This is a genomic window from Pontibacter kalidii (genome assembly GCF_026278245.1).
GTDB classification, from domain to species: Bacteria; Bacteroidota; Bacteroidia; order Cytophagales; family Hymenobacteraceae; genus Pontibacter; species Pontibacter kalidii.
This window is the reverse complement of record NZ_CP111079.1, coordinates 1,460,221-1,473,913: the sequence shown is the minus strand read 5'-3', so window position 1 is coordinate 1,473,913 and position 13,693 is coordinate 1,460,221. Positions and strand designations below refer to the sequence as shown.

Below are 13,693 nucleotides of genomic sequence, written 5' to 3'. Positions count from 1 at the left end.
ACCACTATGAAAGATTTGGCCTGCAGCTGTTGTACTGACGCAAACATATGAAGGACGACCTTCTTAGCAGCCTAATCCATTTATGCCCACACATCATTCCGCATCAAAAACCAGCACCATGAGCATACTAGCCGCCTCCGCCACGCAAGAAGTGCTACGCGCGCGTTTCAATAAAATCCGGCAGCGCACCGAGTTAATCTGCAGCCCCCTGGAGCCGGAGGACACGGTGGTGCAGCCCATTGTGGACGTGAGTCCGCCCAAGTGGCACATAGCCCATACCAGCTGGTTTTTCGAGACGCTCATACTTCAGGAGCACCTGCCAACGTATAAAATCTTCCACCCCCAGTACGCCTTCCTGTTCAACTCGTATTACAACAGCCTCGGCAGCCGCGTGCTGCGGCACCAGCGCAGCACCATTACCCGCCCGCCCCTGCGCGATGTGCTGGCCTACCGCTCATACGTGAATGAGCACATGAACGAGCTACTGCAGGAGCTGCCGGAGGAGAAGATCATAAAGCTCCTGCCGCTACTGGAGCTGGGCCTGCAGCACGAGCAGCAGCACCAGGAGCTGCTCATGACCGACATCAAGTATATCCTGGGCACAAACCCCATGCTGCCCGCCTACCTGCCGCCGCCAGAGCCCCAGGAGCAAAGCATAAAAACCGAGGCCAGGTTTCTGGAAGTGCCGGGCGGGAAGTATAAAATAGGCTACCAGGGCGACGGCTTTTGCTTCGACAACGAGCTGGGCGTGCACGAGGTGCAGGTAGAGGATTTTGAGATCATGAACCGGCTGGTCACCAACGGCGAATACCTGGCGTTTATGCAGGACGGCGGCTACGGCGATTTCAGGCACTGGCTGGATGAAGGCTTCGCCATGGTGAAGGAGCAGCAGCTGGAGGCCCCACTGTATTGGGTAAAGCAGGGGGATGCATGGCACCGCTTCACGCTGCATGGCCTGCAGCCAGTAGACTTGAACGAGCCGGTATGCCACCTGAGCTTCTACGAGGCCAACGCCTTTGCCAACTGGGCGGGCAGGCGCCTTTTAACGGAGTTTGAATGGGAGGCCGCCACCCAAGTATACCCGCCGCAAAACGGCAACTTTGTGGAGAGCGGGCTGCTGGAGCCTGCTGCGGCAGACCCGGCGGCAGATGGCGTGCAGCAGCTCTACGGCGATTTGTGGGAATGGACCTACAGCGCCTACCACCCGTACCCCGGCTTCTCCAAAGCTCCCGGGGCCGTGGGCGAGTACAACGGCAAGTTCATGATCAACCAGATGGTGCTGCGCGGCGGCTCCTGCGCCACCCCCGAGAGCCACATCCGGACCAGCTACCGTAATTTTTTTCACCCCGACAAGCGCTGGCAGTACAACGGCATCAGGCTGGCCGGCAAAAAATAAACACATGTATATCACCACAACCTCTTCCCCGATGGTAGAACTCAGCCGCCAGCAGGATGGCTCCCACGACTTAACCGCCTTTGCCCGCGATGTGGCCGAAGGTTTACGCCAGCCACGAAAGACGCTTCCCTCCCGCTATTTTTACGATGGCACTGGCAGCAGGCTTTTCCAGCAGATCATGGAGCTGCCCGAATACTACCTAACCCGCAGCGAGCTGGAGGTGCTCACGCAGAACAAGTATGAGATGGCACAGCAATTCTCCCGGCAGGGTTTTTTTCACCTCATCGACCTGGGCGCCGGCGATGCTCTCAAGACCAAAATCCTGTTAAAGGAGCTCTCCAACCAGCAAAGCGAATTTGATTATGTGCCGGTGGATATTTCCGGGGACGCCATGCGGCAGCTTTCGGGGAGCCTGCGCCAGGAGCTGCCTCAGCTGCGAGTAGAAGCCGTGGTGGGCGAGTACTTCCAGGCGCTGGAGTGGCTCCAGGAGCACAAGTCGGAGCGCAAGGTGGTGCTGTTCCTGGGCTCCAACATCGGCAACTTCAGGCCGCGGGAAAGTATAAATTTCCTGTCCAGCATCCGAAGCTACCTTCGCCCCGGCGACCAGTTGCTGATGGGCGTGGACCTGCGCAAAAATCCTGAAGTGATATTAAAAGCCTACAGCGATGCCAGCGGCGTGACCGCGGCCTTCAACCTGAACCTGCTGCACCGCATCAACCGGGAGCTGGGAGCTGATTTCAACGTGGATCAGTTCTGCCACCACGCCCTGTATGACCCGCAGGAAGGCGTGATGCGCAGCTTCCTGGTCAGCAAAACCAATCAGGAGGTGCATATACAAAAGGCTGGTGTAACCGTGCATTTTGATGCCTGGGAGGCCATTCATACCGAGAATTCCTGCAAGTACACCATCCCGCAGGTAGAGGAACTGGGGCGGCAGTGCGGCTTTAAACCAGCATCCGTTTTCTACGACAGCCGGAAAGGCTTTGCAGATGTGCTCTTCAGCATAGACTAAAAAAGCTATACTTTTAGAGACACAAAGTATGTGGCTTTAAACTCCCAAAATCTCTAATTTCTAAATTCTCTAACTTAAACCATGGAGGTCATTTCGCTAGCTGCCGGCAGCAGTTACTTCAGGAGCCCGGAGGCGGCCACTGAGGCAGCCATTGCGGCGCTGCAGAACGGTAAAACATCTTATGGCCCCACTGCGGGCACGCCGTCTCTGCGCAAAACCATCAGCCAAAAGTATAAAGCCGATGGAATAGTGGTGCACCCGGAACAGGTGCTGGTAACGCCCGGGGCGAAACAGGCTCTTTACAACCTATTCACGGTGCTGCTGAAAGAAGGTGATGAGGTAGTGGTACCCACGCCGGCCTGGTTCGGCTTTCAGGAATTGCTCAGGTATAGCCCCGCTACTGGTATAGCTTTGCCAACCAGTATCTCCGAAGGATATAAACTGACCCCTGACATGCTACGCAGCACGCTCACGCACCGCACCCGCATCCTGCTGCTCACCAACCCCGGCAACCCAACCGGACGTATGTATACAAAGCCGGAGCTCGAAGCGCTGCTGGAGGTGGTAAATGAATTCCCGAACCTATACCTTATTTCCGATGAAATATATGACCTTGTTACTTACGGCAGGCCTTTTACTTCTATCCTTTCCTGCCAGGGGGCAAAAGCGGCAAGAACCATCGTCGTAAATGGTTTCTCTAAGTCTTTTGCCATGTCGGGCTGGCGGCTCGGTTTTATACTTGGCCCGGAAAGCGTGCTAAGGAGATGCATTGATTTCCAGCAGGCCACCCTCTCTGGGGTAAGCGTTTTTGTACAGGATGCTGCCGAGGCAGCCCTTAAGGCACGTGCGCGAGAGCTGCCGCCAATGCAGGAGGTGCTGGCAAAGAACCGCGAGATCATGCAGAAAGGCCTGGATGCGATTCCGCACGTGAGCTACTACCTCCCCGACGGCGCCTACTACTTCTTTCCGGACCTCAGCTACTACCTTAACTACACCAGCATCACCGGCGAAGTGCTTAAAACCACGCCTGACCTCTGCCGCTACCTCCGTGGCTGCTATAACCTCGAGCTTGCCCCCGGCGACAACTTCGGGGCTCCCGGCCACGTGCGCATGTCCTTTGCCATTGAGCCAAACCGCCTGCAGGAAGCCATGCAGCGCCTCCGGCAGGGACTGGCTCTTCTGATTTCGGATGACAAGGAACGGTAATGCGTGGTTTACTACACGGGATAGATCCTTACATGGCGGTGTCAGCAATAAGTGGCCACCTGGAAGAGTGCTAAAGTATAAAATGAGAGTGCATTTAGGCCGATTCTGAGGCTCAAACAACCTTCATGATCGGTGAAATCCTACGTGAGCAAGCGCTAAAGTCGGTTATTTACACTAATTTTGCGGCCTTATTCGTAACCTCATTGCCGCATGGATATTCCTGAATACAAGCAACACTTCTCTAAAAACTTTACCCTCGCCTACCCGGTGGTGCTGAGCCAGTTGGGCCATATTATGGTGAGCGTTATCGATAGTTTGATGGTGGGCCAGACAGGAACAATGCCGCTGGCGGCTGCCTCGCTGGGCAACAGCATTTTTACCATCACCATGGTTTTTGGCCTAGGGGTGTCCTACAGCATCACACCGCTCATTGCCGCCGCCGACGGCCGCCGCAACTATACCCGTATCTCGCTGCTACTGCTCAACGGGCTTATATCCAACGTGCTGCTGGGCATCCTGCTTTTTATTGCCGGCTATTTCCTCTCGCCGCACATTACCATACTTGGCCAACCGCCGCAAGTAGTGGAGCTGGCTATTCCCTACATCAACGTGCTGTTCCTCTCCATGGTGCCGCTCATGGTGTTTCAGGCCTTCCGGCAGTTTGCAGAGGGGCTCTCGCTTACGAAGCAGGCCATGTATATCTCCATCCTTGCCAACGGCCTCAATGTTATCCTGAACTACATCCTAATTTTCGGCAAGCTGGGTTTTGAGCCGATGGGCCTTTTAGGCGCAGGCTGGGCAACGCTTATCTCGCGCGTCGTAATGGCCTTTGCCATGGCCGGCTGGGTTATGTATGCCAAACGGTTCGAGGTGTTCCGGCACTTCCTGCGGCTGCGCCACCTGTCCTTGATCCACATGTACCGCATCTTTAGGCTGGGCCTGCCTATCTCAGGCCAGATGATCTTCGAGATGGGCGCCTTCAGTTTCTCTGCGATCATGATCGGGTGGCTGGGAGCCAATGAGCTGGCCGCGCACCAGATCGCCATTAACGTAGCCGCCGTTACCTACATGATGGCCAGTGGCATAGCCGCCGCGGCCACCATACGCGTGGGCAACCAGAAAGGACTCGGAAACTTCAGCGCCATGCGTATGGCCGGCTACAGTAACCTGATGATGGGCGTGGTCTTTATGATCGGCAGCGGCCTGCTGATGGTTCTCTTCAATGAGCTTATCCCCATGCTGTACATTGATGACCCGGAGGTGATTCAGCTGGCCTCTGGCCTGCTGGTCATCGCGGCGCTGTTCCAGATCTCGGACGGCGTGCAGGTGGTGGGGCTCGGCGCGCTCCGCGGGCTGGAGGATGTACGAATCCCGAGCCTCATCTCGTTACTAGCTTACTGGGTGGTAGGGCTGCCCGTGGGCTACTACCTGTGCTTTAAGGCCGGCTTTGGTGCCGAAGGGGTTTGGATGGGGCTGCTGTCCGGGCTATCGGTAGCCGCTGTACTGCTCACGTTGCGGTTTAGGAAATTAAGTAACCACCTGACACTCAGCTAAAGTACAAATTTCGGGCACTTTTTGCCTTTGACGGCTGTTGCCGTTCCAGAAACAGTATCAACTTTTAGCCAAAGTCCTACATGTTTACCTTTACCCTGTTCCTGTCATTCTGGGCAAGAATACTGCTGCTACTGCTTTCCCCGGGAGCATCTGCAGCAGCGCCGCCAGCTACAAGTATAGCTGCAACTCCTCCTATAGAAAGTGCTACAAGCGAGCATGTTGTGTGGTCTACCGGTCGCCGATTGAACTGGGAGGATTTTAAGGGCCAGCCCGATGACTCTAACCCTCATCATGCGCTCACGGCAGCCAACCTGGCCGTGAGCGCCAGCTGCAAAAACAACCAGTATACCTACACGGTTAAATGCGTTTTCCTGCCACAGCAATCCTGGTCCAAGAAAAAAAACTCCGAGAAGCTGCTGGCACACGAGCAGCTACACTTCGACCTGACAGAGGTGCATGCCCGCCAACTGCGCCACGACCTGCAGCAGATCAGCTGCGCCAACCTCAAGACAAAGTTGAGCCTGGTGGTGAACGAGGCCTTTAAAAGGTGGAAAGCAGAGCAGGATCTGTTTGATGAGGCATCCCGCCACGGGCTGGACAAGGAGGAGCAGCGGGTATGGGCTGCCAGGATCGAGACCCGCCTGAAAAAACTGGAGGCTTACCAATAGTATCACCGGTAAGCCTCCAAAGTATAAACGTATAGAATCAGCTCTTGGTAATTAACTGGCCGGACCTAGGTTCGCGCTGGCAGGACCTGTTATTACGTTGCCGAACGGATCGAAGCGCGAGCCGTGGCAGGGGCAGTCCCAGGAGCTTTCCACGCTGTTCCAGCTGACCACGCAGCCCATGTGCGGGCACACGGCCGAGCATTGGTGCCGTACGCCCTCCTGGTCGCAGTACACGGCTACCTTTTGCGCCCCCTTGCGCATAATGCGGCCCGTACCGGGCAGCACGTCCATCTGGTCCTCCACCTCACCGGGCGTAACGTAGTCTTTATACTGCGCTGCCACGTTAATATTCTCCTTTAGGAACTCTCCCGCTGATTTAAGGCTCGTGCGAGCCGGATCGTATAGTTTGGCCCATGGGTTTGGCCGTTCCATGATCAGGTCAGTGAGGAGCATGCCGGCAATAGTTCCGTGCGTCATGCCGTGGCCGGAGTCGCCGGTGGCAATATACACATTGTCCTCATCGCCGGGGTTGCGGCCAATAAAGGCCAGGCCATCCACCGGTTCGTACACCTGCCCCGACCACACGTATTTTACTTGCTCGGCCATCGGAAACTTCAGTCGCGTCCAGTCCTCCAGTCTTCTGAAGCACGCTGCCGGATCGTGGTTCTGGCCCGTCTTATGGTCCTCGCCTCCTACTATCAGAATATCAGAACCTGCATCACCCACCGAATCTTTTTGTAGACGAATGTAGTGATAGGGGTCTTTCATGTCCCAGTACAGGGCGTCCGGAACAGAGTCTTTCGGCACCTGCACCCCAATGGCATACGTGCGGTAGGGCGCCTGTTTGGTATGGATAGTCAGCTTGTCGTTCACCGGCGTATTGGTGGCCACCACCAGATGGTTGGCCGAAACAGCATAATCGCTGACAGTGACCGCCATGGCCACGGGTCCGGACCTGAACTCCTTTACATGAGAGTTTGTGAAGATCATCCCGCCATTGTCAATGATCGCGTTGGCAAGGCCGTTGAGGTACTTCATGATGTGGAAACGCCCCTGGTTCGGATAGTGCAGGCAGGGGAAGGTGGTTAAGGTATCCACGGGGCAGTGCTTGCGCAGCACCACATCATGCCAGCCGATCTGCTGCAAAGCCTCCAGCTCCTGCATTAGTTGCTGCTCTTCCTCCTTTGTGGTGGCAAACAGAAAGCCGTCTACCCTGGTAAAATCGCAGTCAATCTTCTCATTACTGGAAATTTCTTCAATCTTATCGATTGCCTGTCCGTGGCTCTGCGCGGCAAGGCGGGCGCCCTCTTTCCCGAAAAGCTTGATGAGGTTATAGAACTGCTCGTCCAGCGCGTTGGAGAGGTGCGCCGTGGTACGGCTCGTCTCCCCGCTCCCGATATCCTTCGACTCGAGCACCACTACCTTTTTCCCTTCCTTGGCTAGCAGGTAGGCCGTGGTGAGCCCGGCAATGCCCGCACCCACCACGCACACATCGCACGTTACATTCTCGGCCAGCACCTGCGTGGCTGGCAGTTGCACCTGGTTCATCCAAACGGACATAGTGGCTCCGGATTCCTTTTTCATAGTTCTTATTTTGTACGAATGGCAGTTTTAACAGGCCTTGCCAAAGAGGAAAGGCCGGTTGCATAGGAGTACGAAGCAGGTCCGCTTATGTTGCTAACATGCGTTTACAGGCCGCTATTGCATGCAATTTGCAACGGCAAGCGTACTTTAAGGCTGGTATAACTGGACAGGTTCGTAACTTATCCTTATCTTGAGCAGCATCAACTAAAAAGAAGAATACATGCACGCACCCGCACAAACGATGGAGCAGATAAGCTGGCAGGAATTCGAGAAAACAGATATTCGCGTAGGCACGATCGTGGCGGCGGAGGAATTTCCGGAGGCACGTAAACCCGCCTATAAGGTACAGGTAGACCTGGGGCCGCTGGGTGTTAAGAAATCAAGTGCGCAGATAACCAAGCTGTATAAGCCGGAGGAACTGATAGGCATGCAGGTGCTGTGCGTCACCAATTTGGGCAAAAAGCAGATCGGGAGCTTTATGTCGGAGGTGCTGGTAACGGGTTTTGCTGATGAGAACGGCGATATTGTGCTGGCACGGCCGGCTGGCAAAGTGCCGAACGGCAGTAAACTGATGTAGCCTACTGCGCCTGTAGCTGCTCCCTATCCTTCTCCGGTATATTGCGCCCTGGTTTGCCTTTGACGGCCTGTGCCTTCGACTCACGCATACTCAGGGTATCCACCACAATTTCGTAGAGCACGTCCATCTCGCGTAGGTTCCGGAGGTAGTAGTTATAGGTATCCTTAAACTGCTCCTGCGTAACATTGTACTGCTCAAGTATTTTCTCCTGCTCCTGGTTATACGTCATCAGGGCCGTATCAGGGTATATTACGCTAGACTCGATGAGCGCTTCCGCTGTGTGGATATCGGCCAGGATACGCACCAGCTTCTCCTGAGGGATCATGTCCTTCGGTTTCTGGTTGTCCTGGGGCTGGCAGCCGAGCAGGCTGAGGCAAAAAAGTATAGAGAAAAGTCTTTTCACGGATGCATATTACGAGTTTATCGCTTAATTTTAAAATCAGACTGCAGCTTACCTTCTCATGAGAGAGCTTGTAAAGAAGCTACGAAAGTACGAGATCCGCATCCGCAAAGCGATTACCACGCAAATGCAGGGCGATTTCCAATCTGTGTTTAAAGGCACGGGGCTGGAGTTTGACGACGTGCGCGCCTACCAGTACGGCGACGATGTGCGCTCCATCGACTGGAACGTATCGGCCAAGGGGCACGGCACTTTCGTGAAAACCTACCGGGAAGAGAAAGAGCAATCAGTTTTTCTGATGCTGGACGTGAGCGCTTCGCAGCGGATCGGCACCGGCCTGCAACAGAAGCTGGACGTGGGCAAGGAGATCTGCGGCGTGCTAGCCTTATCAGCAGCGCGGCAGCAGAGCCAGATCGGCATTATCTGCATCTCCGACAGGAAAGAGAAGTACCTGAAGCCCGCCAAAGGCATAGAGCAAGCCTACTCCATCATAAAAGCTCTGGACGAGCTGGTGCCCAAATCGGCCAAGACAAACCTGGCCGCAGGTATAAAACTGACGCTAGACATCATCAAGCGCCGCAGCATCATCCTGCTTCTCTCCGACTTTATCGACATCAACTATGAAAAAGAGCTGAGCATGCTGGCCCGCCGCCACGACCTGATTGTGCTCCACCTGCGCGATGTGCGGGAGCAGCAACTGCCGGCCATGGGCATCGTGCCGATACTGGATAAAGAAACCGGCCGCACGCTGTGGCTCAACACCTCGGGCAAGGAGTTTCAGGAGCGTTACCTGGCACAGTATCAGGAAAACCAGGAGCAGCTCATGCGCCTCTGCCAGAAATACCAGGCCAATTACCTGGCCATCAACACCAACGATGATTACGTGCCACAACTGGTAAACCTGTTCAGGCTCCGGAATAAGTCTACAAAGAAAAGTGCGTAAACTGATCCTCCTTCTGCTCCTGCCCCTCTGGCAGCTGGCCGCGCAGGCACAACAGCCGCTTACCCCCGAAGGCCGCTTCAACCGCGACACCATCCGCCTGGGTGAGCTGGTGCAGTATACGCTGGTACTCCGCCATCCCGACACGCTGGAGGTTATACTTCCGGCCGCCAACTACGACTTCGCCCCTTTTGAGCTGGTAAGCAATACCTATTACCCGACCACCACCCGCGCCGGCATCAGCACCGACAGCGCCGTTTATACGCTGAGAACCTTTGAAACGGATACAATACAGCAGCTGGCGCTGCCGGTTTACATGCTGCGCCAGCAGGACACCCTGGAGCTTTTCTCGCCTGCCAACGCCGTGTACCTGCATCAGTTGGTGCAAACGGTGCAAGAGCCGCTGCAGGTAAAGACCGACACGGAGCTGGCCCCGGTGCAAGAGCGCTTTAACTGGCCGGTGATGGTGCTCTGGGTGACGACAGTTATCGCGTTCGTGGCGCTCATCTGGCTTATCTTCGGACAGTCCATCAAGAAAAGGTACAAACTCTACCGCCTCCGTAAAGACCACGCATACTATACCTCCCGCTTCAACTCGCACAAAGACCGCTTTCAAAAGTCCGGGGTGCAGTCGAGCCTGGAGAAGGCGGTGACGCTCTGGAAGAACTATCTCACTAAGCTGGAACGCAGCGGTATCAACTCGTTTACCACCAAGGAGATTGTGGAGTTCTACGGGAACGATGAGGAGATAAACACGGCCCTGCGCATCTGTGACAAAGCTATTTACGGGCACCTGCAAACGGAGTCGGAAGGAGAGACGAATTTGGCTCTGGGCATGTTGCGCCGCTTCTCGAAAGAGCGCTATAAACTACACCGCGAACTGATCAGAAATGCTAGAAGTAACTAAGGACCTGTGGGACTGGCTGAGCCTGGAGTGGTTTACCTTTAGCACCCTCCGCTCCTTTGAATGGGTGTACCCGATGGTGCTGTACGCCCTGCCGGTTGTTCCGTTGCTGTTCCTGCTGAAGTCTGTGCTGCGGCGCAACACCCGCCTGAAGCTCGACATGGCCCTGTTTGAGGGGCGCGTGGGCTGGCAGTGGAGCAGCCTGCTGCGCTTTTTGCCAAGGCTGGTGTTTATGCTCTTCACCATGCTGGTTGTGGTGGCGCTGGCACGACCGCAGAAGGTTAATGAGCAGTTGGAGCTCACCTCCGAGGGCATCGACATCGTGCTGGTGCTGGATGTGTCGGGATCTATGGAGCTGCAGGACATTAAACCCAACCGCCTGGAGGCCGCCAAGGACATGGCACTGAGTTTTATTAACGGCCGCGTCCAGGACCGCATCGGCATGGTCGTATTCGCTGGGGATGCCTATTCCCTCGCCCCTCTCACCACCGACTACGACCTGCTGCGCGAAAGTATAAACTCCATTGGGTTTAAGATGATACAGAACGACGGCACGGCCATCGGCAGTGCGCTGGCCGTGGCCATTAACCGCATGCGCGACTCCAACGCCAAGAGCAAGGTGATCATACTTATAAGCGATGGCGAGAACACCGCCGGTAGCCTGGACCCGGAGCTGGCAGCGCAACTGGCCTATGGCTATGGCATAAAACTTTATACCATCGGGATTGGTAAAGATGGGCAGGTGCCTTACGATGTGGATGGCTCTGGGCAGATGCTGTACGTGGAAACGCAGATGGATGAGAGCAACCTGCGCCAGATCGCGCAGATTGGGGAGGGACAGTTCTTCCGGGCTGACTCGAGAAACACATTGCAGCAGGTCTTCCGGCAGATTAATCAGATGGAGAAAACCGAGGTAACCGAAAAGCGCTTCCGCGACACCCAGGACTACTACCAGGTATACCTGAAATGGGCGCTGCTGCTGCTGCTGGTCTGGATGCTGCTGAAAAACACCTTTATCGCCAACGTGCTGGAAGACTGAGGGAAGTTAGAAAGTTAGAGAGTTAGAAAGGTAACAGATACTTATTCACGCATCCACTCAATCACTCATTCAGAATTATACTATAGAACTATGAGCATAAAAGAGAACATTTTATACTTTGATGAACAGCTGCGTCCTACACCCTGCCGGCTGGTGGCTGTATCTAAAACGCACCCGGTGGAGGTGATAAAGGAAGCCTATGACGCAGGTCACCGCCTGTTCGGGGAGAACAAGGTGCAGGAGCTGGTAGATAAGTATGCGCTGCTGCCCCACGACATTGCCTGGCACCTGATCGGGCACCTGCAGACAAACAAAGTAAAGTATATCGCTGAGTTTATCGATACCATACAGTCGGTCGACAGCCTGAAGCTGCTGGTGGAGATAAACAAGCGCGCCGAGATGTATGGCCGCACCCTGCCCATCAACTGCATGCTACAAATCGCCATTGCCGATGAGGAGACAAAATATGGCATGACTAGCGAGGAGGCAGAGGCGCTGTTGCAAACAGAGGAGTACCGCCAGATGAAGTATATCCGAATTACGGGCGTGATGGGCATTGCCACCAACACCGACGATGAACAGAAGCTGCGCCAGGAGTTCAGCCACCTGCGCCACTGCTTTAACCGCCTGAAGGAAACCTTCTTTACGGGCAACGATGACTTCAAGGAAATCTCTATGGGTATGACCTCCGACTGGAGAATCGCGCTGGAGGAAGGCAGCACCATGATCCGCGTGGGAAGCGGCATCTTCGGGGCTAGGGATTACGCTAAAAAGTAGCGGTTCCGGCAGGCAGCAAAGTATAAACAGGGCAGGTAACGATGAATTCTCCCGCTTTAGCTACCTGTTAAGTATAGCAAGGTAGATTATTAGGCTGCCGCAGTACCCCCTTTTAGCGCGCCACGTTAACTAAGAAAGATGAAAATCATACTTTATACTTTACTTGCGGCCTCTATACTCTTAACCGCCTGTACTTCCGGAAACATGACGCATACGCCACCTCCCGCTTCATCTCCCCCGCTACCTTCGTTCGACCTGGAGGGGCATCGGGGCGCTCGTGGCCTGCTGCCCGAAAACACTGTTCCGGCAATGCTGAAGGCGCTGGAACTGGGGGTGACCACGCTGGAGATGGACGCGCACATCAGCCAGGACGGTGAGGTGCTCCTTTCTCACGACCCGTTCATAAACCATGAGCATGAACTGCTGCCGGACGGTGAGGAAATACCCAAGGAGGACGCTCGAAAATATGTGCTTTACCAGATGCCTTACAGCCAGATTCGCCAATTCGATGTAGGCTCTAAGTTCTACGGCAAGTTCCCGGATCAGCAACTCATGAAAGCATACAAGCCGCTACTCTCGGAGGTGATTGACTCGGCGCAGGCTTACCTTAAAATGCACGGGCTGCCGCAGGTGTTCTATAACATCGAGACCAAGTCCAAGCCCAGCGGAGACGGCAAGTACCACCCGGCTCCGGAGGAATTTGTGGACCGGCTGGTAGCAGTGATCAACGCGAAAAACATCCGCCCGTATGCTATCATCCAGTCGTTCGACCCGCGCACGCTGCAGGTGCTGCACCGTAAGCACCCCGACATCAAAACGTCGCTGCTGGTGGAAAACACGAAGGGGCTGGAGAAGAACCTCGACCTGCTTGGCTTTACGCCCCACATTTACAGTCCCTACTACAAACTCGTTTCGCCCGCTCTCGTAGAGGCAACACATGGGCATGGCATGAAACTGGTGCCCTGGACGGTGAACAGCCTGGAGGAGATGCAAAGGCTAAAAAAGCTCGGCGTAGATGGCCTGATCTCGGACTACCCCAACCTGTATAAAGAGCTATCGCTTTAAGCCCTGGCAGAAGTAAACAGATTTTTTGTATTTTGCTCTGGAAATCAATTCTAAACCTAAATAACACGACGTATGACACAGCATGCCATCAACATCGAGCACACGTATCAGGACTTCATCAAGCATGTTGTGCAGACGGAAGAAGTCTGGGGCCTGACCAAAGATGAGACCTGGGCTACCTCCAGCTCTTCGGAGTATGAGGAGACCGAGGTGATTCTGTTCTGGTCGAAAAAAGAAGGCGCTGCGGCCTGCACCGAGGACGAGTGGTCGGATTACACGCCGGAGCCTATCTCGCTGGTGGAGTTCCTGGAGAACTGGTGCGTGGGCATGTACGGCGACGAGTTGCTGGTAGGTGCCGACTGGAACAGCGACCTGGTAGGGAAAGAGGCTGAGCCGCTGGTGATAGCCCTGGATGTGGTAACGCAGCTGAAAGCCGTGGGCAAAACGCTGGACTTTACGCAATACGACAGCCAGGAAGAGTTTGAGGAACAGCTGATCGAGGCACTGGAGTCTGAGTAAGGTAGAGCAGGAGCTGCTTTTTATACTTTGCTGTCGTACCTTTGCGGCATAC

General features: G+C 55.0%; 14 protein-coding genes. 12 read left to right on the top strand and 2 right to left on the bottom strand.

Annotated features, from left to right (window positions below):
* Nucleotides 1-118 precede the first annotated feature (118 nt).
* The 5 genes from egtB to OH144_RS06275 all read left to right on the top strand — a co-directional run bounded on the left by egtB (nt 119) and on the right by OH144_RS06275 (nt 5,836).
* On the top strand, nt 119-1,396 hold the full coding sequence (gene egtB / locus OH144_RS06295) for an ergothioneine biosynthesis protein EgtB (protein WP_266205452.1): 1,278 nt from the start codon (nt 119-121) through the stop codon (nt 1,394-1,396).
* A gap of 4 nt (nt 1,397-1,400) precedes the next feature.
* Nucleotides 1,401-2,408: an L-histidine N(alpha)-methyltransferase gene (gene egtD, locus OH144_RS06290; RefSeq protein ID WP_266205451.1), complete on the top strand. Its 1,008-nt coding sequence runs from the start codon at nt 1,401-1,403 to the stop codon at nt 2,406-2,408.
* Nucleotides 2,409-2,489: 81 nt separating this feature from the next.
* Complete coding sequence (locus tag OH144_RS06285; protein WP_266205450.1) at nt 2,490-3,614, top strand: pyridoxal phosphate-dependent aminotransferase; 1,125 nt, start codon at nt 2,490-2,492, stop codon at nt 3,612-3,614.
* 210 nt (nt 3,615-3,824) lie between these two features.
* On the top strand, nt 3,825-5,168 hold the full coding sequence (locus OH144_RS06280) for an MATE family efflux transporter (RefSeq protein WP_266205449.1): 1,344 nt from the start codon (nt 3,825-3,827) through the stop codon (nt 5,166-5,168).
* Between the two features lie 80 nt (nt 5,169-5,248).
* Entirely contained in the window at nt 5,249-5,836 is a 588-nt protein-coding gene (locus tag OH144_RS06275; RefSeq protein WP_266205448.1) for a DUF922 domain-containing protein, read from the top strand.
* Nucleotides 5,837-5,887: 51 nt separating this feature from the next.
* Here OH144_RS06275 and OH144_RS06270 read toward each other — a convergent pair whose 3' ends face one another.
* Nucleotides 5,888-7,420, bottom strand: coding sequence for an FAD-dependent oxidoreductase (locus tag OH144_RS06270; RefSeq protein ID WP_266205447.1), 1,533 nt, complete (start codon nt 7,418-7,420; stop codon nt 5,888-5,890).
* Between the two features lie 220 nt (nt 7,421-7,640).
* On the opposite strand from OH144_RS06270, the gene OH144_RS06265 reads away from it, so the two are divergent.
* Nucleotides 7,641-7,997: a tRNA-binding protein gene (locus OH144_RS06265; protein ID WP_266205446.1), complete on the top strand. Its 357-nt coding sequence runs from the start codon at nt 7,641-7,643 to the stop codon at nt 7,995-7,997.
* A gap of 1 nt (nt 7,998) precedes the next feature.
* Here the strand turns inward: OH144_RS06265 and OH144_RS06260 are convergent, their stop codons facing one another.
* Nucleotides 7,999-8,400, bottom strand: coding sequence for a DUF4296 domain-containing protein (locus tag OH144_RS06260; protein WP_266205445.1), 402 nt, complete (start codon nt 8,398-8,400; stop codon nt 7,999-8,001).
* Between the two features lie 58 nt (nt 8,401-8,458).
* Between OH144_RS06260 and OH144_RS06255 the strand changes: the two genes are divergently transcribed.
* From OH144_RS06255 to OH144_RS06230, 6 genes are all read left to right on the top strand, one after another.
* Complete coding sequence (locus OH144_RS06255; RefSeq protein ID WP_266205444.1) at nt 8,459-9,340, top strand: DUF58 domain-containing protein; 882 nt, start codon at nt 8,459-8,461, stop codon at nt 9,338-9,340.
* A complete protein-coding gene (locus OH144_RS06250; RefSeq protein ID WP_266205443.1) occupies nt 9,333-10,244 on the top strand; it encodes a hypothetical protein in 912 nt (303 codons plus the stop codon). The genes OH144_RS06255 and OH144_RS06250 overlap by 8 nt, the downstream gene beginning before the upstream one ends.
* On the top strand, nt 10,228-11,280 hold the full coding sequence (locus tag OH144_RS06245) for a vWA domain-containing protein (protein ID WP_266205442.1): 1,053 nt from the start codon (nt 10,228-10,230) through the stop codon (nt 11,278-11,280). The genes OH144_RS06250 and OH144_RS06245 overlap by 17 nt, the downstream gene beginning before the upstream one ends.
* A 90-nt stretch (nt 11,281-11,370) precedes the next feature.
* Entirely contained in the window at nt 11,371-12,057 is a 687-nt protein-coding gene (locus OH144_RS06240) for a YggS family pyridoxal phosphate-dependent enzyme (protein WP_266205441.1), read from the top strand.
* A 138-nt stretch (nt 12,058-12,195) separates the two neighbouring features.
* Nucleotides 12,196-13,122: a glycerophosphodiester phosphodiesterase gene (locus OH144_RS06235; protein ID WP_266205440.1), complete on the top strand. Its 927-nt coding sequence runs from the start codon at nt 12,196-12,198 to the stop codon at nt 13,120-13,122.
* A gap of 72 nt (nt 13,123-13,194) precedes the next feature.
* A complete protein-coding gene (locus tag OH144_RS06230; RefSeq protein WP_266205439.1) occupies nt 13,195-13,641 on the top strand; it encodes a DUF2750 domain-containing protein in 447 nt (148 codons plus the stop codon).
* The last annotated feature ends 52 nt before the right edge of the window (nt 13,642-13,693 follow it).

Excerpts from the sequence above, each read along its gene's own strand:
- egtB (WP_266205452.1), top strand. The coding sequence starts at position 119 with ATGAGCATACTAGCCGCCTCCGCCACGCAAGAAGTGCTACGCGCGCGT.
- egtD (WP_266205451.1), top strand. The coding sequence starts at position 1,401 with ATGTATATCACCACAACCTCTTCCCCGATGGTAGAACTCAGCCGCCAG.
- OH144_RS06285 (WP_266205450.1), top strand. The coding sequence starts at position 2,490 with ATGGAGGTCATTTCGCTAGCTGCCGGCAGCAGTTACTTCAGGAGCCCG.
- OH144_RS06280 (WP_266205449.1), top strand. The coding sequence starts at position 3,825 with ATGGATATTCCTGAATACAAGCAACACTTCTCTAAAAACTTTACCCTC.
- OH144_RS06275 (WP_266205448.1), top strand. The coding sequence starts at position 5,249 with ATGTTTACCTTTACCCTGTTCCTGTCATTCTGGGCAAGAATACTGCTG.
- OH144_RS06270 (WP_266205447.1), bottom strand. The coding sequence starts at position 7,420 with ATGAAAAAGGAATCCGGAGCCACTATGTCCGTTTGGATGAACCAGGTG.
- OH144_RS06265 (WP_266205446.1), top strand. The coding sequence starts at position 7,641 with ATGCACGCACCCGCACAAACGATGGAGCAGATAAGCTGGCAGGAATTC.
- OH144_RS06255 (WP_266205444.1), top strand. The coding sequence starts at position 8,459 with ATGAGAGAGCTTGTAAAGAAGCTACGAAAGTACGAGATCCGCATCCGC.
- OH144_RS06245 (WP_266205442.1), top strand. The coding sequence starts at position 10,228 with ATGCTAGAAGTAACTAAGGACCTGTGGGACTGGCTGAGCCTGGAGTGG.
- OH144_RS06240 (WP_266205441.1), top strand. The coding sequence starts at position 11,371 with ATGAGCATAAAAGAGAACATTTTATACTTTGATGAACAGCTGCGTCCT.
- OH144_RS06235 (WP_266205440.1), top strand. The coding sequence starts at position 12,196 with ATGAAAATCATACTTTATACTTTACTTGCGGCCTCTATACTCTTAACC.
- OH144_RS06230 (WP_266205439.1), top strand. The coding sequence starts at position 13,195 with ATGACACAGCATGCCATCAACATCGAGCACACGTATCAGGACTTCATC.